Source organism: Flavobacteriales bacterium (assembly GCA_016713875.1).
Classification (GTDB): domain Bacteria; phylum Bacteroidota; class Bacteroidia; order Flavobacteriales_F; family PHOS-HE28; genus PHOS-HE28.
In genome coordinates this window covers 1,557,400-1,580,978 of the sequence record JADJOI010000003.1, presented here as the reverse complement: position 1 = coordinate 1,580,978, position 23,579 = coordinate 1,557,400, and the positions used below count along the sequence as shown (strand labels likewise).

The 23,579-nt window shown below is 66.4% G+C and carries 23 protein-coding genes; 9 read left to right on the top strand and 14 right to left on the bottom strand.

The window, feature by feature from the left end:
- Positions 1 to 57 precede the first annotated feature (57 nt).
- The 6 genes from IPJ87_08420 to IPJ87_08395 form a co-directional block, all read right to left on the bottom strand.
- The gene (locus IPJ87_08420; protein ID MBK7941885.1) at positions 58 to 273 is read right to left on the bottom strand and encodes a helix-turn-helix domain-containing protein; all 216 of its coding nucleotides are present in this window, start codon (positions 271 to 273) and stop codon (positions 58 to 60) included.
- A gap of 366 nt (positions 274 to 639) precedes the next feature.
- Positions 640 to 1,191, bottom strand: coding sequence for a hypothetical protein (locus IPJ87_08415; GenBank protein ID MBK7941884.1), 552 nt, complete (start codon positions 1,189 to 1,191; stop codon positions 640 to 642).
- Positions 1,192 to 1,495: 304 nt separating this feature from the next.
- Positions 1,496 to 2,530, bottom strand: a complete 1,035-nt coding sequence (locus IPJ87_08410) for a glycosyltransferase family 9 protein (protein ID MBK7941883.1) — start codon at positions 2,528 to 2,530, stop codon at positions 1,496 to 1,498.
- Positions 2,527 to 3,807 carry an HlyC/CorC family transporter gene (locus IPJ87_08405; protein MBK7941882.1) on the bottom strand — a complete coding sequence of 427 codons (1,281 nt, stop codon included), beginning with the start codon at positions 3,805 to 3,807 and terminating at the stop codon, positions 2,527 to 2,529. Before IPJ87_08405 ends, IPJ87_08410 begins: the two co-directional genes overlap by 4 nt.
- Before the next feature lie 4 nt (positions 3,808 to 3,811).
- Positions 3,812 to 4,936, bottom strand: a complete 1,125-nt coding sequence (locus IPJ87_08400; protein ID MBK7941881.1) for a serine hydrolase — start codon at positions 4,934 to 4,936, stop codon at positions 3,812 to 3,814.
- Positions 4,937 to 4,940: 4 nt separating this feature from the next.
- The gene (locus IPJ87_08395; protein ID MBK7941880.1) at positions 4,941 to 5,756 is read right to left on the bottom strand and encodes a 2,3,4,5-tetrahydropyridine-2,6-dicarboxylate N-succinyltransferase; all 816 of its coding nucleotides are present in this window, start codon (positions 5,754 to 5,756) and stop codon (positions 4,941 to 4,943) included.
- A gap of 480 nt (positions 5,757 to 6,236) precedes the next feature.
- Between IPJ87_08395 and IPJ87_08390 the strand changes: the two genes are divergently transcribed.
- From IPJ87_08390 to IPJ87_08375, 4 genes are all read left to right on the top strand, one after another.
- Entirely contained in the window at positions 6,237 to 6,761 is a 525-nt protein-coding gene (locus IPJ87_08390; GenBank protein MBK7941879.1) for a four helix bundle protein, read from the top strand.
- Positions 6,762 to 7,244: 483 nt separating this feature from the next.
- The gene (gene ruvX, locus IPJ87_08385; protein MBK7941878.1) at positions 7,245 to 7,664 is read left to right on the top strand and encodes a Holliday junction resolvase RuvX; all 420 of its coding nucleotides are present in this window, start codon (positions 7,245 to 7,247) and stop codon (positions 7,662 to 7,664) included.
- A gap of 67 nt (positions 7,665 to 7,731) precedes the next feature.
- Positions 7,732 to 8,325, top strand: a complete 594-nt coding sequence (locus IPJ87_08380; GenBank protein ID MBK7941877.1) for a peptide deformylase — start codon at positions 7,732 to 7,734, stop codon at positions 8,323 to 8,325.
- A complete protein-coding gene (locus IPJ87_08375) occupies positions 8,322 to 8,897 on the top strand; it encodes a tetratricopeptide repeat protein (GenBank protein ID MBK7941876.1) in 576 nt (191 codons plus the stop codon). The genes IPJ87_08380 and IPJ87_08375 overlap by 4 nt, the downstream gene beginning before the upstream one ends.
- Here the strand turns inward: IPJ87_08375 and IPJ87_08370 are convergent.
- Both IPJ87_08370 and IPJ87_08365 read right to left on the bottom strand, forming a co-directional pair.
- Positions 8,894 to 10,186, bottom strand: a complete 1,293-nt coding sequence (locus IPJ87_08370; GenBank protein ID MBK7941875.1) for a dihydroorotase — start codon at positions 10,184 to 10,186, stop codon at positions 8,894 to 8,896. The two genes, IPJ87_08375 and IPJ87_08370, sit on opposite strands and share 4 nt — an antisense overlap.
- Positions 10,183 to 12,219, bottom strand: coding sequence for a BatA and WFA domain-containing protein (locus IPJ87_08365; GenBank protein ID MBK7941874.1), 2,037 nt, complete (start codon positions 12,217 to 12,219; stop codon positions 10,183 to 10,185). The genes IPJ87_08370 and IPJ87_08365 overlap by 4 nt, the downstream gene beginning before the upstream one ends.
- Before the next feature lie 178 nt (positions 12,220 to 12,397).
- Here IPJ87_08365 and IPJ87_08360 point away from each other — a divergent pair, with 178 nt between their 5' ends.
- Positions 12,398 to 14,818 carry a VCBS repeat-containing protein gene (locus IPJ87_08360; GenBank protein ID MBK7941873.1) on the top strand — a complete coding sequence of 807 codons (2,421 nt, stop codon included), beginning with the start codon at positions 12,398 to 12,400 and terminating at the stop codon, positions 14,816 to 14,818.
- Here the strand turns inward: IPJ87_08360 and IPJ87_08355 are convergent.
- Positions 14,805 to 15,554 (bottom strand): TIGR02757 family protein, encoded by a 750-nt coding sequence (locus IPJ87_08355; protein ID MBK7941872.1) that lies wholly within the window; start codon positions 15,552 to 15,554, stop codon positions 14,805 to 14,807. The genes IPJ87_08360 and IPJ87_08355 overlap by 14 nt on opposite strands.
- Before the next feature lie 86 nt (positions 15,555 to 15,640).
- Here IPJ87_08355 and IPJ87_08350 point away from each other — a divergent pair, with 86 nt between their 5' ends.
- The gene (locus IPJ87_08350) at positions 15,641 to 16,429 is read left to right on the top strand and encodes a hypothetical protein (GenBank protein ID MBK7941871.1); all 789 of its coding nucleotides are present in this window, start codon (positions 15,641 to 15,643) and stop codon (positions 16,427 to 16,429) included.
- A 16-nt stretch (positions 16,430 to 16,445) separates the two neighbouring features.
- Here IPJ87_08350 and IPJ87_08345 read toward each other — a convergent pair whose 3' ends face one another.
- Genes IPJ87_08345 through IPJ87_08330 form a run of 4 tightly spaced genes read right to left on the bottom strand, consistent with a single transcriptional unit; the run spans position 16,446 to position 19,176 of the window.
- Positions 16,446 to 17,045, bottom strand: coding sequence for a YdeI/OmpD-associated family protein (locus IPJ87_08345; protein ID MBK7941870.1), 600 nt, complete (start codon positions 17,043 to 17,045; stop codon positions 16,446 to 16,448).
- Entirely contained in the window at positions 17,042 to 17,785 is a 744-nt protein-coding gene (locus IPJ87_08340; protein MBK7941869.1) for a DUF4412 domain-containing protein, read from the bottom strand. The genes IPJ87_08345 and IPJ87_08340 overlap by 4 nt, the downstream gene beginning before the upstream one ends.
- An 11-nt stretch (positions 17,786 to 17,796) precedes the next feature.
- Entirely contained in the window at positions 17,797 to 18,510 is a 714-nt protein-coding gene (locus IPJ87_08335) for a hypothetical protein (protein MBK7941868.1), read from the bottom strand.
- 18 nt (positions 18,511 to 18,528) lie between these two features.
- Entirely contained in the window at positions 18,529 to 19,176 is a 648-nt protein-coding gene (locus tag IPJ87_08330) for an ABC transporter ATP-binding protein (protein ID MBK7941867.1), read from the bottom strand.
- Between the two features lie 59 nt (positions 19,177 to 19,235).
- Here IPJ87_08330 and sucC point away from each other — a divergent pair, with 59 nt between their 5' ends.
- Both sucC and IPJ87_08320 read left to right on the top strand, forming a co-directional pair.
- Positions 19,236 to 20,426 carry an ADP-forming succinate--CoA ligase subunit beta gene (gene sucC, locus IPJ87_08325; protein MBK7941866.1) on the top strand — a complete coding sequence of 397 codons (1,191 nt, stop codon included), beginning with the start codon at positions 19,236 to 19,238 and terminating at the stop codon, positions 20,424 to 20,426.
- Between the two features lie 10 nt (positions 20,427 to 20,436).
- The gene (locus IPJ87_08320) at positions 20,437 to 21,129 is read left to right on the top strand and encodes an alpha/beta fold hydrolase (protein ID MBK7941865.1); all 693 of its coding nucleotides are present in this window, start codon (positions 20,437 to 20,439) and stop codon (positions 21,127 to 21,129) included.
- Here IPJ87_08320 and IPJ87_08315 read toward each other — a convergent pair whose 3' ends face one another.
- Positions 21,130 to 21,471, bottom strand: a complete 342-nt coding sequence (locus tag IPJ87_08315; GenBank protein ID MBK7941864.1) for a hypothetical protein — start codon at positions 21,469 to 21,471, stop codon at positions 21,130 to 21,132.
- 546 nt (positions 21,472 to 22,017) lie between these two features.
- Here IPJ87_08315 and accC point away from each other — a divergent pair.
- Positions 22,018 to 23,517, top strand: a complete 1,500-nt coding sequence (accC, locus tag IPJ87_08310) for an acetyl-CoA carboxylase biotin carboxylase subunit (GenBank protein ID MBK7941863.1) — start codon at positions 22,018 to 22,020, stop codon at positions 23,515 to 23,517.
- The last annotated feature ends 62 nt before the right edge of the window (positions 23,518 to 23,579 follow it).

Below are 23,579 nucleotides of genomic sequence, written 5' to 3'. Positions count from 1 at the left end.
CATGGCATCAAGTGTTGAGAAGGCAAGTCTACTGCATTACTAACGCACGAGCAAGAATTACTTATTCACATTGCGCTGTCGGCCGCGCTTCTTCTTGCCCTTGGCGACATACTCCACGAGTGCCTCAGCCACGATCAGGTGGTCACGACCAACCTTGTCTGCTTTGAGTCGTTCCTCGCCTATGAGTTGGCGAACGCGAGAAGGGGAGACGCGCAAGTATTCGGCCGCCTCATCTGTTGTGTAGAACTTCTCCTGTGCGGGCTTTTTGCTCATGGCAGGCTAGCAAAAGTAGCCAGCCGCTTCGGCTGCGTTACGACTGTTTCTACACATGGTGAACATTGCGGCGTTGGCCGCCGCCTCTTCAAGTCCTTTCCGGCGGAGCCGGTTCTTTTTCTTCAGTCCACCGAAGTTCTCGGGCGGCATTGGCTGCCGCCCTTTTCTGGGTTCTCAGCCGGGCCGGGTTCTGTTCTCAGTCGAGCGTGGGCCTTGGTAGCGTCGGCGTATTTTCGTGCGAGGGCTTTGCGCGTTGGCTTTTTCGCGATGGCACCTAACGTTCCGCCGCTTGACGCAGGCCCGAAGCGTCGGCCTGTGTTGAGGGGGCTTGCGACAAGGGGCTGTTATGCGCCTGTCCTTCTTTTTTCATTTGATGCCTTTAACACCACCACTGTCGCTATGATGGCGGCTATGTTTCTCGTCAGCTTTGGGAGCTACTGGATTGGGTATCTCAAGGGCAGGAGTAGCGATAGATAGGCTATCTCGTAGCTCCTTCAGTTCTTGCTCTGTCTTGATGGAGTCTTTGTCCATCTGGTTCTTTCCTATAATGACACCAAGCCCAAATATCGCTAGGACGATTATTGGGATGCTTATAGATAACCATGTATCGCTTACTCTGGACAGGAAGTTTGCTTTTGGTGGCTCGTAGATTCCAAATTTTTCCAAGTGATCAATACAGTGGTCTATCCTTAGCTTGGCCTCTTTCTTCAATTCTTCCTGTTGCTCTTTCAAGGAATAGCCCTTGATACGTGTTATTTCATTTTCTATTCTAAATGATGTGCAACTTATCAACTCGTGTTCACTAGATCCTTTCTCAAAAAAATTGTCCGCATAGCTCTTGATCCTCCATAACCACTCCCTGTGTTGGTTTGTGGGCAGTGTTTCTGCTGGAGGAAGACCGTCAATATCCTTCCTCATGTCTTTCAGTATACGGATGGCTTTGTTAGTGGTCATTTGGATGGCGCATAACTAGGGGGTTGTCCCAGATCCTGGGTCTATTTCGCCTATAGGGGTGGTACTATTCCACTATTCCGGGTGGTAAAACCCAGATCACGGTCAGCGGTCGAGGTCGTCCAGTGGACTGTTGAGCTGACCAGGGGCCTTGGGGCGGTCATGGTTCTGGATCTCGGTGGTTTCGCGGCTTGAGCGGGCAACCGGGTCTGAAGGTAGCGATCTCGGTACGCTTCTCCAAGACGTGGGTGGCGAACACCCAGCGGCCCGGTCACGGCCCTAACACCCGCCCCACCTCGATCCCCTCCGCGCACTTGAAATGCCCCTTGGGACACGCGCGATGCCCGTGCAGCCCACAGGGCCGGCAATCGAGCTTCTCCGTCGTCTCCACGAGGTGGCCGTTCGCGCGCAGTGGCCCGAAGCCGAAGGCGGGCACGGTGCTGCAGAAGAGGGCCGTCACGGGGGCGTTCACAGCGCTGGCGATGTGGAGCGGGGCGCTGTCGTTCACGATGTTCATCGCCGCGCCCTCCATCAGGGCGGCCGTGCCCAGCAAGCTGAGCCGGCCGCAGAGGTCCACGCCGCGTCCGCTGGCGGCGATGATGCGTTGGGCCAGGGCGCTATCCCCCGGCGCCCCGAGCAGGAAGACCGCGTGGTCGGGCGGCAGCGCCTTCACGAGCTCGATCCACTTATGCTCCGGCCATTGCTTGGTGAACCACACGGAGGCGGGGAAGAGGCAGACGAAGGGCGGATGCCCATCCCGCTGGGGCGGGACAGGTCGTGCCCATGCGGACATCCCGCTGGGGCGGGACAGGTCGTGCTCATGGGCTTCCGCCTGGGCCTGAGGCGTGGGGTACAGCCGGGGCAGGGGACGTGTGCCGTCCGTCAGGTGTTCGATCAGCGCGTTCAGCCGGTCCATCTCGTGGTGGCCGTCGCCGATGACGTGCTTCACCGTGCGCGTGAACAGGACGCTCAGCGGATTCTTGTCGTAGCCCACCTTTTCCTTCGCGCGCGCCAACACCGTCATCAGGCCCGTGCTGAAGAAGCGCTGGGCGTTAAGGATGTGGTCGTACTCGGTCCGGCGCAGGTCGCCGATCAGCCGGAAGAGGGCGCGGGTCTTGCCCCGGCGCTTGTCCCACACGAACAGCCGGTGCAGGAAGGGGTGCCCGTCGAAGAGGCCTTCGTTGCCTTGGCGCACCACCAGGTCGATCGCGGCGTCGGGGAAGTGGGCGTGGAGCTTCTCCAGCAGGCCGGTGGCCAGCACGGCGTCGCCCAGGAAGGCGGTCTGGATCACCAGGAAGCGCTTCACCGGGCCCGGGGGATGATGAGCACCTTGTCGATGCGGTTGCCGTCCATGTCCACCACCTCGCCGGTGAACTCCTCGGCCTCGATGCGGTCGCCGGCGGTGGGGATGCGCTCCAGGCGGCCCAGGAAGAAGCCGGCGACGGTGGCGTAGCTGGTCTCCTCCTCGTCCATCAGCGTGCGGCCCACGCGCTGGTTGAGGTCGCCGATCAGCACCTGCCCGTCCACCAGCCAGCTGCCGTCGGCGCGCTGCACGATGTGGCCGGGGTGCTCCTCGTCCTCGTCGGGCAGGTCGCCCACGATGGCCTCGGTGAGGTCGTGCAACGTCACCACGCCCTCGAACTGGCCGTGCTCGTCCACCACCAGGGCGATGTACTGCTTGCTCTTCTTGAAGCGCTTGAGGATGTCAAAGGCCTCCGCGTTCTCGGGCACGATGATGGGGGGCACCACCACCTGGCGCAGGGTGAAGCCGGGGCCGTCCTCCTGTTCCAGCAGGTCGCGTGCGCTGAGGGTGCCCTCGATCTCGTCCACCGTGCCGCGGCACACGGGGAACTTGGAGCGCAGGCTGGTGCGCACCTGGGCCACGATCTCGGGCAGGGGCCGCGTGCTGTCGATCCACTCCACCTGCCCGCGGTGGGTCATGAGGGTGCGGGCGCGGTGGGCGCTGAAGCGGAACAGGTTCTGGTGGGCCTCGCTCTCGGCCTGGTCCAGCACCCCCTGCACGTTGGCCGTGCGGATGATGGCGCGCAGTTCCTCCTCGCTCAGCTGGTCCGACCGGTCCTCGCGCACGGGCACCAGCTTCATCAGCAGGTTGGTGCTCACGGCCAGCAGCTTCACGATGGGGTAGGTGGCCAGGGTGAAGACGCGGATGATGGGCGCGGCGAAGAGGGCGATGGGCTCGGGGGCGCCGAGGGCGATGGACTTGGGCACCAGTTCGCCGACCACGATGGTGAAGTAGGTGATGCCGCCGATGACCACCGCGAAGGCCGTGTTGTGCGCGTAGGGCGCCAGGGCCGGCCAGCCCTGCAGCACGCTCTCCAGGTCGTCGGTGAGCGCCGCGCCGCCGTAGGCGCCCGAGATGATGCCGATAAGGGTGATGCCCACCTGCACGGAGCTGAGGAAGCCCTCGGGGTCGGCCAGCAGCCGCTGGATGGTGCGCGCGCGCCGGTCGCCCTGGTCCACCATCGCCTGGATGCGGGCGGGTTTCACGCTCACCAGCGCGATCTCGCTCAGCGAGAAGAAGCCGTTGAGCAGGGTGAGCAGGAGGATGACCAGGAGCTCCATGGGCTTAGTGCGCAAGGATGTAGCCGGACGTGATCTCGCGGAACAGCTGTGTCCACGACACGTCCGCGTAGCCACCGCCGAGCCGGACGATCACCAGGTCGTTCGCGGGGTCCACGTGGATGAACTGGCCCAGGATGCCTTCCGCGTTGAACACGCCGGGCGTGCCGGGAAGCCACCACTGGTAACGATAGTGGGTGACGCCGCCGCTGGCGGTGCTGGCCGTGGTGCTGGTCTCCACCCATTCGCGCGGAACGAGCTGCTTCCCTCGCCATTGGCCCTTGCGCAGGTACAGCGAGCCGAGCTTGGCGAAGTCGCGTGCGGGGGCGTTGATGCAGCAGAAGGCCTTTTCGAGGCCGTCCTTCTTCCGGTCGATGCTCCACGAGCCGGGGTGCTCCATGCCGAGCGGGGTCCACAGGCGGTCGCTGAGGTAGTGCGCGAGGGTTCGGTCGTCGCCCTTGGCGCGCAGGGCGCGGGTGAGCAGCAGGCCCAGCAGCTGGGTGTCGCCGCTCACGTACTCCCACTGTGTGCCGGGCGCGCGCTTCAGCATCAGCTTCAACGTGTACTTCTCGAGCTGGCGGCCATAGTAGAACTTGGCCACGGTGCCGAAGGGGTTCACGTAGCTCTCCTTGAAGTCGATGCCGCTGGTCATCTGCAGCACGTGCTCGATGGTGACGCCCTCGAAGCCGTTCGCCTTCAGCTCGGGGACGAGGTCGACGATGGGCTGTTGCACATCGCGGATCAGCCCGTCGGCGATGGCCGTGCCGATGAGCATGCTCACCACCGACTTGGCCATGGAGAAGGAGGGGTGCACGTGCCCTTCGTCGTAGCCCTTGAAGTAGCGTTCGTAGAGGATGGTGTCGTGCCGGATCACCAGGAAGGCCGTGGTCTTGTGCTTTTCGAGCCAGGTGTCGAAGGGGATCGGCCTCCCCTTGTGGGTCACCGTGCTTGGTCCGATCTCCTTCGCCGCCACCGCGTATTGGAACGGATCGTTGGAGGCCGGGAGCGGCCGCGTGGGGAATTTGCGGTGGTCCCTGCGGTCGGCGAAGTTCCACTTCACGAACCGCCCCACGGTGCATCCGCTGAGCCCCAGGGCCAGCAGGAACAGAAGGACCGGACGTGCAGTGCGCATGGGTTCAGACGGCCACGTTGTGCTCGCGCAGCGCGTCGTTGAGGCTGGTCTTTCTGTCGGTGCTCTCCTTGCGCCGGCCGATGATGAGGGCGCAGGGCACGCCGTACTCGCCTGCGGCGAAGCGCTTGGGCACCGTGCCGGGGATCACCACGGAACGGGGGGGCACGACCCCGCGCATCTCCTGGGGCTCAGGTCCGGTGACGTCGATGATGCGGGTGCTGGCGGTGAGGACGACGTTGGCGCCGAGCACGGCCTCGCGGCCCACGCGCACGCCCTCCACCACGATGGCGCGTGAGCCGATGAAGCAGCCGTCCTCGATGATCACGGGCGCGGCCTGCACGGGCTCCAGCACGCCGCCGATGCCCACGCCGCCGCTGAGGTGCACGCCCTTGCCGATCTGTGCGCAGCTGCCCACGGTGGCCCAAGTGTCGACCATGGTATCGCTGTCCACGTAGGCGCCGATGTTGACGTAGCTGGGCATCAGGATGACGCCGCGGGCCAGGAAGGCGCCGTAGCGGGCGATGGCATGGGGCACGACCCGCACGCCGAGCTGGGCGTAGCCGTGCTTGAGCTTCATCTTGTCGTGGAACTCCAGCGGACCCACCTCGTAGGTGTGCATCTGGCGGATGGGGAAGTACATGATCACGGCCTTCTTCACCCAGTCGTTCACCACCCACTCGCCGTCCGGGGATGGGGGCGGGGTGGACACGCGCAGCTCGCCGCGGTCCAGCTTTTCGATCACGGTCTCGATGTGGTTCACGACGTCGGGGTCGCGCAGCAGGTCGCGGTCCTTCCAGGCCAGGTCGATCATCTCGTGCATGGGACAAAGATGGCGAGAGTGGCTGCCCGCGAACCCAAGCCATCACGCACAGTGCCCTCGCGCGAACACATGCCAACGCACACAGTGCCTGCCTGCGAACTCAGCCGACGCACACAGTGCCCACGCTCGAACCCAGCCCTCGCTCGACAGTGCCTGCCCGCGAACCCAGGCCATCGCGCACAGTGCCTGCCCGCGAAGTCAGCCCTCGCTCGACAGGGGCTGCCCGCGAACTCAGGCCAACGCACACAGTGCCCACGCGCGAACTCAGCCGACGCGCACAGTGCCTGCCCGCGAACTCAGGCCAACGCACACAGTGCCCACGCGCGAACCCAGGCCTACGCGCACAGTGCCCACGCGCGAACCCAAGCCCTCGCTCGACAGCGCCTGCCCGCGAACCCAGCCCTCGCTCGACAGTGCCTGCCCGCGAACTCAGGCCAACGCACACAGTGCCTGCGCGCGAACTCGGGCCTGCGCACGACAGTGCCCCCGATCTTTTCTCTGCCGAATACGAGGTGCAATGGATCCGAGACGCCGAACGAAGCGCTATGTTTCGGGAACAAGCACATGGAGATGACAGCGACGTTCGAGGAATCGAAGGCTTGGCAGCGTGCCGGAGAATTGTTGGCGCTGCTGGAGACCCATTTTGGCGATAGCAAGCGGTTCTGGTTCAAGGACCAGTTGCTTCGAGCCTCATTGTCCATCATGAACAACATCGCTGAAGGCCATGGGCGGCCCACGAAAGCGGATCGCAACAGGTATCTGGTCATCGCCAAGGGCTCGTGCAATGAGGTGCGATCGATGCTCCACCATGCCCGTCGGATGGAGTACATGACCAAGGCCGATGTGGAAAGGGCCTTCGGGTTGTGTCAGGAGATCGGCCGGTTGTTGTATGCGTACATGAGCCCGACCACACATCGGTTCGGGCACCTCCCCGGCTTTGGTGGGCTCCTGGTCGTCGCCAGTTGGATCGAGGTTCTGCTCACGCCCTCTTCTTTCGGTGGTTGAAAGTTGCCGCGGGTTGGCTGAGCTTGTGGGAGAGCTACTGTCCACTGTAATGGGGAGCTGAGCTTGCGGGGAAGACTGTCCACTGTGTTGGGGTGATGAGCTTGCGGGAAGGACTGTCCACTGTCGTGGGAAGCTGGGCTTGCGGGGAGAACTGTCCACTGTAGTGGGGTGATGAGCTTGCGGGAAGGACTGTCCACTGTCGTGGGGAGCTGGGCTTGCGGGGAGAACTGTCCACTGTAGAGGGGTGATGAGCCTGCGGGGAGAACTGTCCACTGTCGTGGGAAGCTGGGCTTGCGGGGAGAACTGTCCACTGTAGTGGGGTGATGAGCTTGCGGGAAGGACTGTCCACTGTCGTGGGAAGCTGGGCTTGCGGGGAGAACTGTCCACTGTAGTGGGGTGATGAGCCTGCGGGAAGGACTGTCCACTGTCACGAGGTGGTGGGTATTTTGGGGGGAGTCCCCTCGCATTTCCGAGCTTCGCCGCATGGGACGTGTGATGGCCATCGACCCGGGAGCGCGACGCTGCGGCCTGGCCGTCACCGACCCCCTGCGGATCATCGCCAGCGCACTGGACACCGTCGACACGGCCGACCTTCCCGCTTTCCTGCAACGCTACCTGGCCAAGGAGCCCGTGGACGGGTTCGTGGTCGGTGTGCCGAGCGGGCTCGACGGCAACGCCACCGATGGCACCGCGCCCGCGATGGCCGTGGTGGAGGCGCTGCGCAAGGCCTATCCCCATTGCTTCGTGGAGGAGGTGGACGAACGGTTCACCAGTGTGCTGGCCGAGCGCACCTTGCTGGCCAGTGGCAAAGGGCGGCAGGCCCGACGCGACAAGGGCCAGCTGGACCGCATCAGCGCCACCATCCTGTTGCAGGACTGGCTGAGCAGAAAAGCTCGATCCTGAACGCGGAGACGTCAAGGCCGTCGACGCTGCGATGACCGCCGCCTCGGCGGTGTATTTTCGCGCCCCGATGATCCTTCCCATCCGCGCCTATGGCGACCCCGTGCTGAAGAAGGTGGCCCAGGACATCGAGCCCGGGCATCCCGGCCTTGAGCAGCTCATCGAGGACATGTTCGAGACCATGTATGCTGCCAATGGCGTGGGTCTGGCCGCACCGCAAGTGGGCCATAGCATCCGGCTGTTCATCGTGGATGCGTCCCCGTTCGCGGAGGATGAGGACGGCAAGCCCGATCCTGAGCATATGGATCTCGTTGGCTTCAAGAAGATCTTCATCAACCCCTACATCGTGGAGGAGGAAGGGGAGGAGTGGCCCTTCGAGGAGGGGTGCCTCAGCATCCCCGGCATCCGCGAGGAGGTCTCGCGCCAGCCGCGGATCGTCCTGCAATACCAGGACGAGGCCTTCACGGAGCACGAAGAGACGTTCGAGGGCTTCGCGGCACGCGTGATCCAGCACGAGCATGACCACCTGGACGGCATCCTGTTCACCGACCACCTGGCCCCGCTGCGGCGCAAGCTGCTGCAGGGGAAGCTGCGCGACATCTCGCGCGGGCGCACCGATGCCAAGTACAAGATGCGCTTTCCCCCCTTGAAGACCACCCGATGAGGACCCTGTTATTCCCCGGCCTGCTGGCCCTGCTGATCACCGCCTGCGGTGGCGGCGCTTCCGACCTGCCCCCCACCGATGACCCGGCGAAGCTCGCAGCTCCCGAGATGGGTGCCCGGATCCGCACCCTGGAGGACACCCTGTTCGCCAAGACCGTCTTCGACCGCCGCGGCGCGCAGGCGCTGCTCGATGTGTACAAGGCCTTCGCGAAGGCCTATTCCACGGACAGCATGGCCCCCGAGTACCTGTTCCGCGCCGCGGGCATGAGCAAGGGCCTGGGGCAGCCCCAGGACGCCGTGCAGCTGTACGACCGCATCATCAAGGAGTACCCGAAGTGGGGCCGGCTGGCGGACACCTATTACCTGCGCGCCTTCACCATTGATGCCGACCTGAAAGAGAAGGGGCGCGCCAAAACGGCCTACGAGGAGGTGATCGCGCGCTTCCCGGACCATCGGTTCGCCCAGGATGCCAAGGCGATGATCCAGAACCTGCAGTATACCGACGAGGAGCTGATCGAGCGGTTCCGCCGCATGAACGACAGCATCGACGCGGCGAAGGGCAAGGCTTCCTAAACCGCGGTCTCCTGCAGCGCGGGGCTCCAGTGGTGACCCCCGCCCCGCACGATGCCCAGCGGCCTGCCGGTGAGCTGCTGGCCGAAGAAGGGGGAGTTGTCCGCCCGGCTCACCGCAGCGGCCTTCTCGTAGGTCCAGCTTTCTTCCGGATCGAAGAGGGTGAGGTCGGCCGCTGAACCTTCCGCGATGTGCTGCACCGGCAGCCCGAGCGCCTTGCGCGGCCCGTGGGTGAAGCGTTCGATGATGCGCCGCAGGCTCATGTGGCCCTTCAGCGCGGTGTTCGCCACGGCGAAGGCGGTCTCGATGCCGCCCATGCCGAAGGCGGCCTGCCCGAACTCCACCTTCTTGTGCTCGATGTCCTCCGGCCGGTGATCGCTGACGATGGTGTCGATGGTACCGTCCTTCACGCCGTCGCGCAAGGCCTCGATGGTGACGGCGTCGCGGAGGGGCGGCATCACTTTGTACACGGTGTCGAAGCCGCGCAGGCAGCCGTCGTCCAGCAGCAGGTGGTGCGCCGCCACCGAGGCGGTGATCGCCAAGCCCTTGGACTTGGCCGCACGCACGAGCGCCACTCCTTCGGCGGTGCTGATGGTGGCGGCATGCAGACGTGAGGCCGTGTACTCCAGCAGGGCGATGTCACGGCCCAGCCGCACCTGCTCGGCCAGGGGGGCCACGCCCCGCATACCCAGCCTCGCGCTGAGGGGGCCTTCGTGCATCTGCCCCTGGCCCAGCAGCTCGGGGTCCTGTGGAAAAGTGATCACCGTGCCGCCGAAGACCCCGGCGTACTGCAGGGCGAGCAGCAGCAGCCGCGGGTTGCGCAGCGGCTCCTGGTCGTCCGTGAAGGCCACCGCGCCGGCCCGGTGCATGTCGTAGAGCTCGGCCAGCTGCTGCCCCTGCAGGCCTTTGCTCAGCGCACCCAACGGCATCAGGCGCACGAGGTGGCCCTCGGACCTGCGCAGCAGGTGCTCCACCCGGCTGCTGTCATCAATGACCGGATGGGTGCTGGGCAGCACCGCCACGGCGGTGAAGCCCCCGGCGGCGGCGGCGTCCAACCCGTTGATCACCCCTTCCTTGGTCTCTTCGCCCGGCTCGCGGAAGTGGGCGCGCAGGTCGACCCATCCGGGGGAGGCATGCAACCCCGGGCGGCGCAGTTCGCGCGCATCGCCCTTCGGCAGCCGCTGCCCGATCCGCGTCACGCGGCCGTCCTCCACCAGCACGTCCACATCCTGGCCGTGGACGGGGCCTCCGGGGTCGATCACGTGCACCTGGCGAAGCAGCAGTCGGCTCATGGGCTTGTGCGGATCAGGAAGGTCTCGATGGCAAGGAAAAGCAGGGCGAGCAGGATGAACCACGGCCACAGCTTCGTGCCGCCGTCCACTTCGTTCAAACTTAGCACGGCGCCGGCTTGCGGAGCGTCCAGCACACGGTAGGCGGTGAGCCCGCGTTGGGCCAGCTGCTCGCGGAGCTCCTCCACGGTCATCAGGTCCCGCGAGGCCTCTGCCCGGTCGTTCACCAGGGCGATCATGGCCACGGTGTCGGAGCCCTGCTTCACCGCGTAGGGTCCGGCCTGCAGGTCATCGCCCCCGAGCATCAGTTCGGTGCCTCCGGCACCCCGACGCGTCTCGGCCACCCAGGTGCGGCCTTCTGGTCCCGAGAGGGTGAACCCTGCCTCTCCGGCGGGCGGTACACCGGGCAGCGGCAGCTGCCGTTCGGCGCCCAGCACCTGGTACAAGGGCCCCGAGCTGCGGCTGGTCTCGGCCATGCGCAGGAGGGTGGTGACGAACAGCGCGTGGCGGATGAGCCCGCCGCCTGCATCGGTGAGCGGGGAGGCGCCCACCAGCACGCGGCCGTCGCCGGAAGAGGAGAGGGCCAGGTAGGGCTGCCCGTCCACCGTGCGCAGCAGGGCCGTGGCCCCGGCGGCGGTGCGCAAGGTGTACCGGAGCCGCACGGCGGGTAGGTCCACGTTGCTCGGCAGGTGGGTGAACACCTCGCGGTAGAAGGGCAGGTCGAGGTCGATGCGGTCCACGACGAGGGAAGCCGTATCCCGCGCGCCGAACTGCCCTGCACCCAAGGCGGCCAGCAGGGCGTTGTGATCGGCCACCGGCGGTTCCTTCGGGGGGAACAGGGCCACGGAGGCCCCGGCGGCCACCCGCTCGCGCAGTTGTTGGGCCAACCCACCGGGAACGGCGGTGCCGTTCACCACCACCAGGTCGGCCTCCTCCACCTGCGCCGGTTCCACCGCGCGCAGGTCGACGGCGGTGACCACGTAGCTGCTGTCGCTGCGGAACACGGCCTGTAGCGCCTTATCGCCGTCGGGCAGCGCGCCGCCGATGAGCAGCACGCGGATCCGGTCCACCACGGCATACGCGATGGGCAGCACGTCATCGAACACGATGGGCGGGTCCTGGATGGCGAGCTCGCCCCAGTGCGGACCGGCACCCAGTTGCGTGAAGCGGAGCACCGTATCCACCGCGGAGGTCGCCCGGACGGCGAAGGTGCCCAGGGACCGCACGCTGCCATCCACCGCAAGGCGCACCGGGATGTCGGTGAGGTCGGCGGTGCCGTGGTTGGTGATGCGGACGTGCAGCGCTTCGGGCCGACCGGCGCGGCGCACGGGGCCCTCGAACCAGGCGGAATCGATGCTGAGGTCGGCCGCTTCGCCGGGTTGGAACGGCACGATGAGCACGGGCATCAGCGTGTCGTTCGTCCACGCGTCGAGGTCCACCGCATGGCGCTGCAGGTCGGTGAGCAGGATCCTTCGGCGCCCCCGCTCGTCGCTCCGCACCAGGGCCTCGCGCTGGCGGGCCAGCACCTGCGAGAGCGGGCGGGCAAAGGGACCGGTCTCCACGCGGGAAACGGCCTCCAGCGCGTCATCGCGGCCCACGAGCACCTGCTGCCGCGCCTCGTAGCTGTTGGTGAGCACCTGGAAACGGTCGGTGGCGGACTGGGCGCCGATGAGCTCGCCGGCGGCCTTGCGGGCCTGGTCGAGCAGGCGCCCCCCGGCGTTCTGTCCGTCCATGCTGTAGCTGTCGTCCACGAAGAGGCTCAATGCCTGTCGGCCAGCCACGGCGCCCTCACCCGTTCCGCGGAGGACGGGTTGGGCGAAGGCCAGCACGAGCGCGGAGAGCGCCGCGCAGCGCGCCGTGAGCACGGCCCAGTGCCGCACCTTCCGCATGCTGCGCGTGCGGCGGGTCACCTCCTCCAGCAGCCGCACGTGTGTGAAGTCGATCCGCTTGAAGCGGCGCAGCTGGAAGAGGTGGATGAGGACCGGGATGGCCAGGGCGGTGAGCGCCCACAGGAAGGAAGGGTTCAGGAAGGTCATCCGGTGCGCAAAGATGCGGCGGATGGCCCGCCCTCCGGCCTGCGGACCGCACGACCGGTCCTTTCACGCGTCCCGCTGCTGTCAAGCTTTCCGGTCCGATCCGGTGGGTCTTCGGTCGAAGCCCCGACGTAACTCATCGAACGGAGCCTGCGTAACAGCCGCGCAAAGTGCCTCGCTCATGAACGCCTCCCGGTTCCTCCTTCTCGTGTCCAGCACCGTATGTCTGCCTGCCTTCGCGCAGTTCGGCGGCGGCCATGAGTTCACGGTGGAAGGTCCGCAGAGCCTTGAGCTCGTGGACCTCACCAACGACGGTGCGCGTGACCTGCTGATCGGCAGCCGCAACGGCCTCGTGGTGCATGTGAACCTGGGGCAGTCCTTCGGCCCGGCGCAGAGCTGGAACACCACCGATGTGGTGGGCCACGCCACTGATGTGGACGGCGACGGGTGGATCGACATCGTGGGCTGCGATGAACAAGGCAACACCATCACCTGGTACCGCAACGTGGGCACCTTCGGGCTGGGCCCCGCAGAGGTGGTGGGCAATGGCCCCACTGCGCTGGCCATCGCTTCCGGCGACCTCGATGGCGATGGTGATACCGACCTGCTGATCACCACCACCACCGGCCAGCTGCGCTGGATGGAGAACACCAACGGGCTGGGCCAGTTCAACCTGGGCGGCATCGTGGCCGGCCCTGTCTCCGCCGAGCGTGCCGAGGCCTTCGATCGCGATGCGGACGGCGACCTGGACGTGGTGTGGAACGACCCGCTGACCCATGAGCTGCGCTGGTGCGAGAACATGGGCGGCGCCTCCTTCGCCTCGCCCGCCGTGCTCGGCGCCGTGGGTATCGGAGCCCCGCGCGACCTGGACAACGACGGCATCGTGGACCTGGTGATGGCCAGCGCCCCCGATCAACAGCTGCAGTGGCAGCGCGGCCTCCCCAACGGCTTCGCACCGCCCCAGGTCCTTAGCGCCGCCTCGTCGGTGAGCGACCGTGTGCTGGTGCAGGACCTCGACCTCGACGGCGACCTCGACGTGGCCGTGGCCTCCAACACCCTCGACGAGCTGGCCTGGTACGAGCACCTCGATGGCCAGGGCACCTTCGGGCCGCGCCAGGTGATCGCCACCGGCCTCGTGGACCCGCACCTGCTGGTGGCCGGTGATGTGGACGGCGATGGCGATGCCGAGCTGTTCACCGCCTCGGTGACCCAGTACCGCGTGGTGTACTTCGACAACCTGGCCATCGCGGGCAACAGCATCGTGGGCCGTGTGTTCAACGACGTGAACGCCGACGGCATCTTCAACGGCAACGATCACGGGCTGTACAACATCCGCGTGGAGGCCACCGATGTGCCGGCCACCTTCACCAACCACAGCGGCATGTACAGCTTCAATGTGATCCCCGGCCCCTACGCCGTGTGGCTGCCGCCGGTCGCGGGCTGGACCAACACCACACCCGACCTTTACAATGTGACGGTGACCGCCCAGAACAACACGGCGTTGGAGCGTGATTTCGGTCTGCACGCCGATCAGGACGTGGTGGCCCTGGGCCCTGTGCTGACGCCTGGCGACATCCGCTGCAATGAGGTGGTGCCGTACTGGATCACGGTGTCGAACACCGGCACGGTGACCGCCGATGTCACGGCCGCCCTGCACCTCGACCCGCTGAGCACCTTCGCCGGGGCCATCCCTGCGCCCGATGTCGTGCTGAACGGTGTGCCGCAGTGGACCTTCGTCAACGTGCCCGCCACACACACGCGCCAGATCCAAGTACTGGTGGTGATGCCGGATGAGAACCACGTGGGCGAGCAGCTCGATGATTCCCTCGCCGTAGTGGCCCTGGTGAACGGTGTGGCCCATCCGTCCTCGGCCACGGTGGACAGTGAGGTGGGATGCGCGGTGGATCCCAACGACAAGCAGGTGCTGCCGCGCGGCACTGGTCCGGAGCACCTCACCGACATGGGCAGCACGCTGGTGTACACCATCCGCTTCCAGAACACCGGCAACATCCCGGCCGGGCAGGTGGTGCTGGTGGACACCCTCGATCAGGACCTCGATCTCTCCTCGTTGCGCATCCTGGGCTCCAGCCATGTGCACTCCGTGTCGCTGAGCGATGACGGCCTCCTCGTGGTGACCTACCCCGACATCCAGTTGCCGGACAGCGCGAGCGACCCCATCGGCAGCCAGGGCTTCTTCACCTTCAGCCTGGAGCACCATGCCGGACTGGCCGAAGGCGCCACCGTGCACAACACCGCCGCCATCTACTTCGACCAGAACGCGCCCATCATCACCAACACGGTGCTGAACACGCTCACCTTCGGTACGGTGGGGGTGGATGAGGTCGCCGGTGGAACGGCCCCCGCCATCATCGTGGTGCCCAACCCGGTGAGCAGCACGGCCACCATCCTGCTCGATGAGGCCTTCCAGGGCCGTGTGGAGCTGGTGCTCGTGGATGCCTCGGGCCGCGAGGTGCGCCGCCTGCAGCGCCGGTCGACGACCGTGGTGCTGGACCGCAGCGGACTGGGCGGCGGCTTGTACGTGCTGCACGCCCGCGACGAGGCTGGCCACGCCGCCACGGCCACCGTCCTCATCGAGCGCTGAGCGCCCGGTTGACGCCGAGCCCGAACAGGGCCAGGTCGTACTTCACAGGGTCTTCCGGGTCGAGCTGACGGAGCTTCTCCGTGAGCTCGACCACGCTTTTCCAGTCGTCCTGGGCGCGGGTGAGCAGCCCCAGCTCGCGCGCCACCCGGCCGGTGTGCACGTCCAGCGGGACCATCAGGTCCGCTGGTCGGATCCGGGTCCACAGACCGAGGTCCACCCCCTCGGCGGGCGTGCGCACCATCCACCGCAGGAACATGTTGATGCGCTTGGCGTTGCTTCCGCGCGAGGGATCCGCTACATGCTTGCGGGTACGGTCCGGATGGCTTGGTTCAAAGAAGCGCGCCTTGAACCGCGCGATGGCCGATCCCATGTCGCCGACCGCCCCGTCCAGCAGGAAGGATCCCTCCATACCTCCGTATGTGCGGCGGAGGTGCCGCACGCCGAGCACGAACTGCCGCAGGTCCGTTCCGTTGAAGGTGCGGTGCACGAAGGGAGCCAGTTGCGCCAGCTCGCGGGCGGAGGCCGAATCCACGAAGGCGCCGGGCTCCCCCTCCATCAGCCGGACCAACCGCCACGCGTTCGCGATGATGGTGCGTCGCTGCCCCCAGGCGATCGTGGCCGTCAGGAAGCCGATGACCTCCGCATCGCTCCGCGTGGCGAACGATCGCGGCACCTGCAGCGGGTCGTGCTCCACAAAGGCCGGCGTGGCGTAGCGACGGTACGCCCCCTCCAGCAGGCGGTGGACACGGGCGTCGGGGACCTCGTTCGGCACGGTGCAAGATGGCGACCATCGGCTACCTTGGGTGCATCATTCCGTCCGCGATGCGCACCCTCCTCCTTTCCACCGCCCTGCTGGCCCTCGCAGCACCCGTTGACGCACAACCGCTGTGCAGCACCCCGGGCAACGTGATCCTCTACTCCAACTACGACGGTGGACCGCTCGTGATCAATGTGGACGAGAACATCCCCGACCTGCGCGTGGGCATCGTGAGCTACGAGTTCGTGAAGATCGTCTTCACCGGCCCCTTCGCCGGTAACGTCACCCAGGTGATCTATGCGGGCTTCAACGGCAGCAATGACCACTGCGGCATCGGCTCCGGCACGACCGTGACCATCAACGGGGCCCCGAACGCGGTGACCGACGTACGCTTCGCGCCTCCGGCCACCTTCGCCAACAGCAACGGGTACGGCAGCATGATCTGCGCCTACTCCTGCGACGTCAATTCGAACCAGGGTGGTTGCAACACCGCCGATCAGGTCGCCCACTACTTCCTCACGGAGTTCGGCGGGGTGCTTCGATCCCACCTGACGCAGTACGGCTGTTGGACAGGGACCCAGGCGGTGTCCGCCGGTGGCAACTGCTGCGAGGACCCGCTGGCCACCGCGATGCCGGGCCATGCGGAACCGCTGCGCCTGCAGCGGACCGGCGACCGGTTCGAGCTGCAGGACGTGGATGGGGTGCGGGTGTTGGATGCGTCGGGGCGGTTGGTGCTGGAGCGTGCAGCGACCGCCGGGCGGGTGTTGTTCGACGCCACCGGCTGGAGCCCGGGCTCCTACACCGCGGTGGATGCGACCGGCGCCCGGGTGGCGCGCTTTGCGGTGTGGCCCTAGCTCCGATCGGCGGTGCTCACGCCCGGGTCGGAGGGTATGACCGTCTTCCCTGCCCAGCCATCTCCACCGTCGCCGCGATCCGCTTTTTCCTGGTCTCCTCGGTCTTTGCGCTCGTCACCCAATGCAGGATGATCTTCTTGGCGCTAGGCGGAAAGGCATGGAAGTGTTTCTGTGCCGTCTTGCTTCGGGCAAGGGCCTGGGCCAGGTCGGCCGGTATTTCCATCCGGTCCACGCTGGTGAGCGTATGCCATGAGCCATTGGCCTTGGCCGCTTCCACCTTCGCAAGGCCGGCAGCGGTCATGCGCTTTTGGGCGATCAGCCGCTCCACGTGCGCCTTGTTGATGGCGCTCCATACGCTGTCCGGCCTGCGTGGGCTCAGGTAGTGCATGGTGCGGTCGGCGTCCAGCTTGCGCGGTACGCTGTCGATCCAACCGAAGCAGAGCGCCTCCTGCACCTTGTCCTCGAAGCTCAGGTATTTGTCAGCGACGTGCTTCTTGTAGGTGATGAGCCAGATGCCCTCGGTGCGTTTGTGGTTCTTGCGCAGCCAGGCGCGCCACTCCGCGCGGCTGGTCACCTCCACACGTTCGAGCCCGTCAAGCTTGGTGGTCCGCTTCATCGGCCCATGCCAGGCAGTTCCATCACCTGATAGCCCTCCAGGCTGAACACACCCGCATCCACGGTGCCGACGACCACGTCGCGAACTGTGCAGACCATGCGGTCGTTGCCGTTCGCGTCCACCCACTCGAACTCCAGCGGGAAGCCCTGGATGTCGGCCATGCGCTGGGTGAGTTGCGGGTCGCCCGTGCCCACCACGCGCTGCAGATCGGCGAAGGGCGTCGGCAGGTCGCGGGCCACCCAGCCGGTCCACACCCCGTCCGCTGAGCGAGACACCACCTTCACGCAGCGATGTCCTCCGATCTCCCGGGTCTCGCTGGTCACCTCCACGCTGGGTGGATCCGTGCGTCCGGCATCGGCCATCACCACCTTCTTCTTGCGCATCTTCATCGCCATGCGGGCGCCCTGGCCTTCGGGAATCAGCATGTACTGCCACTTGCCTTTCAGGTCCACCAGCATGCGCATGGGCGGGTTGCCGGCCGTGAGCGCCTCGGTGAGCACATGATCGGGGCTGCTCCAATAGCGCAGGGTGGTGGGGCTGCTGCGCTGCTCCTCCTGGCCGCGATACAGCCGCGTCTCCATCCGGAACGAGCCGATGAAGCGGTTGGGGGTGAACGGGTCGTTGTCGTCCACCAGGGTGACGCCTTCACCGAGGGGGAAGGAACCCGGAAGGCCGGACGGGACCTGGGCGGCGGAGCAGTGCGCCACGGTCAGTGTGGCGCAGAACAGGAGCGAGCGCATGGCTGAAGGGATCAGGGGGTGCGTGCGTACCGCGAAAGTACCGGTGCCAGCAGGCCGGTCCAGCGGTCATAGCCTTCCGCGTTGAGGTGTACGCCGTCGTAGCTGAGCGTGGGGGCGATCACGTCCCCTTGGGCGAACGCGGCATAGAGCGGCAGCACCTCCGCACCGATGCGCCTGGCCTGGTGCTGTATCGCCTCGTTGCAGCGGCGGACGGCAGGGTCCATGCCCCGGTCCGCGGTGGGCAGCAGCTCATCCAGCAGGATGGGGGTGGACGGGTGGGCGGACCGGAGGGCATCCAACAGGGCGGTCAGGTCCGCATCGATGCGATCGACGGGGCGCCCCTTGAAGAGGTCATTGATGCCCACGTGCACCACGATCAGCGCCGGCGATGGACCGCAGCTGAAGCCCGCGCGCCGCATCACATCGCTCACGGTGCTCGCGCTCACGCCCCGGTTCACCACGGGCAGGCCGGGGAAGACCTCGGTGAGCGGGTAGTGCTCCAAGTGGCTATCGCCCAGGAAGATGATAGCGCCGCTGTCCGGGATCATGCGTTGGAACAGGTCGTTGCGCGCGGGTTGCCGGTCGCCCGTGTACCGGTGCACCCCCTCCGGGCCACGCCAGGCCTTCATCGCCAGGTAGCCCGCGTTGGCGGCGGCCAGGGCGATGAGCAGGCCGAGCACGATGCGGAAGCTCCTCCGGGAGGGACCGGGCCGTGGGTCGGACATGGGTCCAAGGTAACGGCCTCAGATGACCCCGTCCCGCATGGTCAGCTTGCGGTCGGCCATGTTCGCCAGCTCCTCGTTGTGGGTCACGATCACGAAGGTCTGCCCGAGCTCCCGGCGCAACTCGAAGAAGAGCTGGTGCAGCTCGCGGGCGTGGGCGCTGTCGAGGTTGCCGCTGGGCTCGTCGGCCAGCACCACGCTGGGCTTGTTGAACAGCGCCCGGGCCACCGCCACGCGCTGCTGCTCGCCGCCGCTGAGCTGCGAGGGCTTGTGCTGGGCGCGGGCCCCGAGGTTCAGCCGGTCCAGCAGCTCCTTGGCGCGCGGCTCACACTCGCCGATGCTGCGCCCGGCGATCAGCCCCGGCATCAGCACGTTCTCCAGTGCTGTGAACTCGGGCAGCAGGTGGTGGAACTGGAACACGAAGCCGATGTGCCGGTTGCGGAACGCGCTGAGGGCCCTGCTGCCCAGTTTGGTCACCTCCTCGCCACCGATCATCAGCGTGCCGCTGTCCGACCGTTCCAGCGTGCCGAGGATCTGCAGCAGCGTGGTCTTGCCAGCCCCGCTGGCCCCCACGATGCTCACCACTTCGCCCCGGGCCACGTGCAGGTCCACCCCCTTCAGCACCTCCAGGGGACCGAAGCGTTTGCGGATGGCGCGGGCGTCGATCATCGCCCCAAAGGAAGCATTCCGGAGCGGGGTTTACTTTCGCCCCGCCAACGCGCGCACCCATGAACCTCCACGAGTACCAAGGCAAGCAGATCCTCCAGCAATACGGCGTCACCGTCCAGCGCGGCATCGTGGCCTACAATGCCGACGAGGCGGTGGAGGCGGCCAAGCGCCTGAGCCAGGAGACCGGTACCAAGTTCTGGGTGGTGAAGGCCCAGATCCACGCGGGCGGCCGCGGCAAGGGCGGTGGCGTGAAGCTGGCCAAGAGCACCGATGAGGTGCGCGAGAAGGCCGGTGCCATCATCGGCATGATGCTGAAGACGCCCCAGACGCCCCCCCAGGGCAAGAAGGTGCACAAGGTGCTGATCGCCGAGGACATGTACGGCCCCGGCCCCAGCCCCATCAAGGAGTTCTACATGAGCGTGCTGCTCGACCGCGCCAGCGGCCGCAACATCATCATGTACAGCACCGAGGGCGGCATGGACATCGAGGAGGTGGCCGAGCACACCCCCGACAAGATCTTCAAGGAGAGCGTGGATCCCCGCGTGGGCCTGCGCCCCTTCCAGTGCAACAAGATCGCCACCAACCTGGGCCTCACCGGCACGGCGAAGAAGGAGATGGTGAAGTTCGTGGCCGCGCTGTACAAGGCCTACGAAGGCTGCGACGCCGCCATGTTCGAGATCAACCCGGTGCTGAAGATGAGCGATGACCGCATCGCTGCGGTGGACGCCAAGGTGCGCCTGGACGGCAACGGACTCTACCGCCACCCGGAGTACGCCGACATGCGCGACAAGACCGAGGAGGACCCCATCGAGGTGGAGGCCGGTGAGGCCGGGCTCAACTATGTGCGTCTTGACGGCAACGTGGGCTGCATGGTGAACGGCGCCGGCCTGGCCATGGCCACCATGGACATCATCAAGCTCAGCGGTGGCGAGCCCGCCAACTTCCTCGACGTGGGCGGCACCGCCGACGCGGCGCGTGTGGAAAAGGCCTTCCGGATCATCCTGAAGGACGAGCGGGTGAAGGCGATCCTGGTGAACATCTTCGGCGGCATCGTGCGCTGCGACCGCGTGGCGCAGGGCGTGGTGGACGCCTACAAGAACATCGGCGACATCAAGGTGCCGATCATCGTGCGCCTGCAGGGCACCAACGCCGAGGAGGCCAAGAAGCTGATCGACGCCAGCGGCCTGAAGGTGCTCAGCGCCGTAGCGCTCCAGGAGGCCGCCGACCGTGTGAAGGAGGTGCTGGCCTGAAGGAGGCCCCATGAACATCCTGCTGCTCCACGGCGCGCTCGGTACGAAGCGCCAGCTCGCCTTCCTGGCCGACGGCCTCGATCATGTCCACTGCCGCAGCCTCACCTTCACCGGCCACGGGGAGAAGGAGGCCCCGCCCGACGGGTTGTCCTTCGACCATTTCCTGCACGACATCGACGGGGCCTTGGAGAAGGTGAACGGTGCGGTGCACCTGTTCGGCTACAGCATGGGCGGGTATGCCGCCTTGCTCTGGGCCGCCCGGTATCCGGGTCGCGTCGCCTCGGTGACCACCCTGGGCACCAAGCTTGTGTGGACCGCCGAGGGTCTACAGAAGGAACTCAAGAAGCTCGACCCGGCGGCGATGGAGGAGAAGGTGCCGGAGTTCGCAATGGGCCTCGCCGCTTCGCACGGTCCCGAACGCTGGAAGGACCTGGTGAAGCGCACCGCCGACCTCATGACCGGCCTGGCCGCGCAGCCCCTGCTCACCAACGAGGTGCTGGCCGCCATCGAATGCCCCGTGCTGCTGATCGTGGGCGACCGCGACACCACCGCAGGCCCTGAGGACACCCTGCTCACCGCCCGCAAGCTGATGGATGCCGGGGTGATGGTGCTGCCCCGGACACGCCACCCCTTCGAGGAGGTGGACCTCGACCTGCTGATCACGCAGCTGTCGCGGTTCTGGGAGGGGACCGATGGGGTGTGATCACCAGATCTTCTTTGTGCTCTCCCAACCGTGCACCATCTGGTAGTAGCGGCGGTGTTCAGCCGTGACCTGGACCTCTGCGAAGCGGTAGTTCGCCATCCAATGGTAGGGGCCCTTGCGCTTCTTCCGGCTCACCGCCACTTGAACATGGCGCACTGGTACATCGAACTGTTCTCCGACCGTGTAACTGCCGATGCGCAAGGTGTCCCGAGGGCCGATGGTGAAGGTGCCGCCCAGCAGTCCCGGTGAAGGATCCTGGACGAGAACGTGCACCTGGCACGTCCACTTCGTCGGGTTCACCAGGAACACCTCGTTCACGAACAGCTTCTGGCAGATGGCCACCTTCGGGCTCGCGGACGGGCTCTTCCGTGGGGCCGAAGGGCTCCACCGGCGCGGTGAAGGTGGTGCCCGGGCTTGGGATCATATGAAGATCGTCGTGGCCCTGCTCGCTGAAGCCCGTGCGGTTCCCCTGGTCGTCGAAGGTGGTGGTGCTGCGGTACCACTGGATCCCCGCATCGGGCGCATCGCTGAACTCCGAACGGCTCACCGCGCCGTTGGGGTGGTATTCGAAATGGACCGATGCGTGCCCGGCGATCCGGCGCGTGTGGTGGTCGACGAGCACCGCGCCCGACCGTGTATAGGCCCGGCTGCGGCCGAACCGCCCGTCCTTGTCCGTCCATTCCTCCGTGCTCACCTGGCCGGTGGTGAAGTAGTGCTGCACCACCCGCCCACTGTCGGTCTCCACCGTGCGCACCCGGCCTTGGGCACGCATGGTCGGGCAGGTGACAACGACAAGGACCAGAAGCACGAAGGCTCGCATGGCCCGAAGGTGCCAAACATCAGGCCAAGCCGTCGCATCTTCGCGGACCCGGCCCTGGGGGCACCTGCATGCAAAAAAAGAAGAAGATCCAGAAACTGCTCGTCGCCAACCGGGGCGAGATCGCCCTCCGTGTGATGCGCAGCGCCCGCGAGATGGGCATCAGCACCGTGGCCGTGTACTCCGAGGCCGATCGGAACGCGCCCTTCGTGCGCTTCGCCGACGAGGCCGTGTGCATCGGTCCGGCGCCCAGCAAGGAGAGCTACCTGGTGATCGACAAGCTTGTGCAGGTCTGCACGGACCTGAAGGTGGATGCCGTGCACCCTGGCTACGGCTTCCTCAGCGAGAACGGGGCCTTCGCCCAGGCCTTGGAGAAGGCCGGCGTGATCTTCGTAGGGCCCACGCCCCACGCCATGAAGGTGATGGGCGACAAGCTCGCCGCCAAGGAGGCCGTCAAGGCCTTCGGCGTGCCCCTGGTGCCCGGTACCGAGGGCGCCGTGAGCGGCCTGGAGGAGGCCATGAAGGTGGCGAAGACCATCACCTTCCCGATCCTCATCAAGGCGGCGGCCGGTGGGGGCGGCAAGGGCATGCGCGTGGTGAACGCCGAGCCCGAGCTGAAGGAGAGCCTGGAGCGCGCGATCAGCGAGGCGCAGAACGCCTTCGGCGACGGCAGCGTGTTCATCGAGAAGTACGTGGCCGGTCCGCGCCACATCGAGGTGCAGGTGATGGCCGACACCCACGGCAACGTGTGCTACTTATTCGAGCGTGAGTGCAGCGTGCAGCGCCGGCACCAGAAGGTGGTGGAGGAGGCCCCCAGCGCCGTGCTGACCCCCGAGCTGCGCAAGCGCATCGGCGAGGCCGCGGTGAGCGTGGCCAAGAGCGTGGATTATGTGGGCGCAGGCACCGTGGAGTTCCTGCTCGATGAGCGGCGCGACTTCTTCTTCATGGAGATGAACACCCGCCTGCAGGTGGAGCATCCCGTGACCGAGATGATCACCGGCCTCGACCTGGTGAAGCTGCAGATCCGCGTGGCCGAAGGGGAGAAGCTGCCCTTTGCGCAGGACGACCTGGCCATCAACGGCCACGCGATCGAGATCCGCGTGTACGCCGAGGACCCGGCCAACAACTTCCTGCCTGATATCGGCACGCTCACCACCTACCGACCGCCGCAGGGCCCCGGGGTCCGCGTGGACGACGGCTTCGAAGAGGGGATGACCATCCCGATCCACTACGACCCCATGATCGCCAAGCTGATCACCCACGGGGCTACCCGCGAAGAGGCCATCGCTCGCATGGAACGGGCCATCGACGACTATGCCATCGGCGGGGTGGAGACCACGCTGCCGTTCTGCCGCTTCACCATGGGGCACGAGGCCTTTCGCAAGGGGGCCTACGACACGCACTTCGTGCGCGACCATTTCCGGCCCGAGGTGCTGGATGGCTCCGATCCGGTGGAGGAGCAGGCCGCTGCGGCCATTGCCGCCGGGATCCTGGACGGCCGCTCCGGGTCCGTAGCTGTGGCACCGGCCGTCGCCCAGGGTCCGTCCCTGTGGAAACTTCGCAGGCGCTAAGCGGGTACAAGGGGCAAGAACGGCCCCACCTTTGCGTTGTTCCGTCGTCCCCATCGGGGGTC

Coding starts and splice junctions, on each gene's coding strand:
- IPJ87_08420 (MBK7941885.1), bottom strand. CDS start 273: ATGAGCAAAAAGCCCGCACAGGAGAAGTTCTACACAACAGATGAGGCG.
- IPJ87_08415 (MBK7941884.1), bottom strand. CDS start 1,191: ATGAGGAAGGATATTGACGGTCTTCCTCCAGCAGAAACACTGCCCACA.
- IPJ87_08405 (MBK7941882.1), bottom strand. CDS start 3,807: ATGGAGCTCCTGGTCATCCTCCTGCTCACCCTGCTCAACGGCTTCTTC.
- IPJ87_08400 (MBK7941881.1), bottom strand. CDS start 4,936: ATGCGCACTGCACGTCCGGTCCTTCTGTTCCTGCTGGCCCTGGGGCTC.
- IPJ87_08395 (MBK7941880.1), bottom strand. CDS start 5,756: ATGCACGAGATGATCGACCTGGCCTGGAAGGACCGCGACCTGCTGCGC.
- ruvX (MBK7941878.1), top strand. CDS start 7,245: ATGGGACGTGTGATGGCCATCGACCCGGGAGCGCGACGCTGCGGCCTG.
- IPJ87_08380 (MBK7941877.1), top strand. CDS start 7,732: ATGATCCTTCCCATCCGCGCCTATGGCGACCCCGTGCTGAAGAAGGTG.
- IPJ87_08375 (MBK7941876.1), top strand. CDS start 8,322: ATGAGGACCCTGTTATTCCCCGGCCTGCTGGCCCTGCTGATCACCGCC.
- IPJ87_08370 (MBK7941875.1), bottom strand. CDS start 10,186: ATGAGCCGACTGCTGCTTCGCCAGGTGCACGTGATCGACCCCGGAGGC.
- IPJ87_08365 (MBK7941874.1), bottom strand. CDS start 12,219: ATGACCTTCCTGAACCCTTCCTTCCTGTGGGCGCTCACCGCCCTGGCC.
- IPJ87_08360 (MBK7941873.1), top strand. CDS start 12,398: ATGAACGCCTCCCGGTTCCTCCTTCTCGTGTCCAGCACCGTATGTCTG.
- IPJ87_08350 (MBK7941871.1), top strand. CDS start 15,641: ATGCGCACCCTCCTCCTTTCCACCGCCCTGCTGGCCCTCGCAGCACCC.
- IPJ87_08345 (MBK7941870.1), bottom strand. CDS start 17,045: ATGAAGCGGACCACCAAGCTTGACGGGCTCGAACGTGTGGAGGTGACC.
- IPJ87_08340 (MBK7941869.1), bottom strand. CDS start 17,785: ATGCGCTCGCTCCTGTTCTGCGCCACACTGACCGTGGCGCACTGCTCC.
- IPJ87_08335 (MBK7941868.1), bottom strand. CDS start 18,510: ATGTCCGACCCACGGCCCGGTCCCTCCCGGAGGAGCTTCCGCATCGTG.
- IPJ87_08330 (MBK7941867.1), bottom strand. CDS start 19,176: ATGATCGACGCCCGCGCCATCCGCAAACGCTTCGGTCCCCTGGAGGTG.
- sucC (MBK7941866.1), top strand. CDS start 19,236: ATGAACCTCCACGAGTACCAAGGCAAGCAGATCCTCCAGCAATACGGC.
- IPJ87_08320 (MBK7941865.1), top strand. CDS start 20,437: ATGAACATCCTGCTGCTCCACGGCGCGCTCGGTACGAAGCGCCAGCTC.
- accC (MBK7941863.1), top strand. CDS start 22,018: ATGCAAAAAAAGAAGAAGATCCAGAAACTGCTCGTCGCCAACCGGGGC.